The 1,590-nt window shown below is 43.1% G+C and carries 1 protein-coding gene; it reads right to left on the bottom strand.

Going from position 1 to position 1,590, the window contains the following annotated elements; genetic code table 11:
* Positions 1–95: 95 nt before the first annotated feature.
* Positions 96–1,415 carry a group II intron reverse transcriptase/maturase gene (gene ltrA / locus AC58PV_RS35390; protein WP_497437710.1) on the bottom strand — a complete coding sequence of 440 codons (1,320 nt, stop codon included), beginning with the start codon at positions 1,413–1,415 and terminating at the stop codon, positions 96–98.
* Positions 1,416–1,590 lie beyond the last annotated feature (175 nt).

Genomic DNA, 1,590 nt, shown 5'->3' with positions numbered 1-1,590 from the left:
TGTAGAGTGAAAGGCTGGGTTTACCAGCCTCTCCTCATCAAACCGTGCGTGAGGTTTTCCCTCACACGGCTTTCCGACGTTCTTCACCTTGGATATTACGGTAATTTCCACGAAGTTGTTGTTTTCAGCCCTATTCGAGTGAGCATTTGTTGAAAATCGAACTGCCCACTCTTTTTCTTTTTGTGTTTGTTATTCCAAAAGATCATCAATCTCTTACGGATGTACCAATCGACTTTACTTAGGAAACGATTCGAGCATTTGGGATCGATTTTGTTATAATAATTTGCCCACCCTTGTATTTTAGGGTTTAGCACTTTTATCATATCGTTCAGACTCCATCTTAGTCGATTCCGTGGCGATGTTTCTTCCTTCACCATGGTTTTCATCTTCTTCATCGCTTTCTTGGAAGGGAAGCTGCGCAAGATATAACTCCGTGCTCCACTCTTCCGAATAAGCGGTAATTTTCGGTGTTGATGTCCGAGAAAGTCGAAGCCTTCCTTATCAGTCCCAATATATACCAATTTGGATTTGGTCGTATTCATCGTAAGCTCGAGTTTCTTGAACACCGCTTTCAACACATTAATGGCTTCTAGCGCTTGTTTCTTCGAATAGCATAGAATCACAAGATCATCGGCAAACCTCACTAGTGTTCCAATTTCTGTGAATCGTTTCTCCCAAATCGTGTCTAGGTAGTTTAAATAGATATTCGACAAAAGTGGCGAAATAACGCTGCCTTGACCGCTTCCAATCTCCGAGCTGTATATTTTCCCTTCGTCCTCATAACCTACTCTTAACCATTGTCGAATCAATTTGAGTATTCTTCGATCACTAATTCGTTGTTCCACTAGTTGCATTAATTTGTCGTGCGAGATATTGTCAAAATAGCCAGTTATGTCTACGTCTACTACCCAGTATATTTTTCCATAGTTTACTGTTTTACGTAGTCGATTTAGCGCTTGGTGCATATTTCGCTTGGGGCGGAACCCATATGAGCAGTCTTTAAAATCTGCTTCGAATATGCCTTCGATTACTATTTTCGTCGCCATTTGTACCATGCGATCTCGAACAGCAGGGATGCTTAGCATCCTCACCTTACCGTCGCCTTTGGGTATTTCTTTTCGGCGGGCAGGTAAAGGTCGGTACGTCCCTTCACGCAGCGCTTCTATCGCTTCTTCTACGATACGTTCTTCTCCGTATTCGTTAACGATGTACGCAATGGACATTTTGTCAATCCCCGCACTGCCTTTGTTTGCCTTGACCCGTTTCCATGCCTCGGTCATAATGTCTTTTCTAAACAATTTGTCGTATAGGGCGTGAAATCTTCTTTGTGGATTTTCCTTAGCCGCAAGGTAAAGGGTTTGTTGAAGTTCTCGAGCTTTTACTTTGGTGTAGTTAGCAGATTTGTCTGCATTCACTCGCTCTTACCTCCTTCTCTCCCGTGAACGAAGTGGGGTATTGTCTTGCGACGTCCTTCCCTCCACAAGGTTGTGTTGTCCTTGTTTCATTGGTACTATGACCCCCTCCGACTCCCTTCCTGCAACGCTCCACTTCACTTTTTAGCTTATAGGTTTGTTGTCTACGGTTTTTTTT

Source organism: Paenibacillus sp. J22FR83, assembly GCF_059691955.1.
The sequence above is the reverse complement of the archived record's forward strand: the minus strand, read 5'-3'. Positions and strand labels throughout refer to the sequence as shown.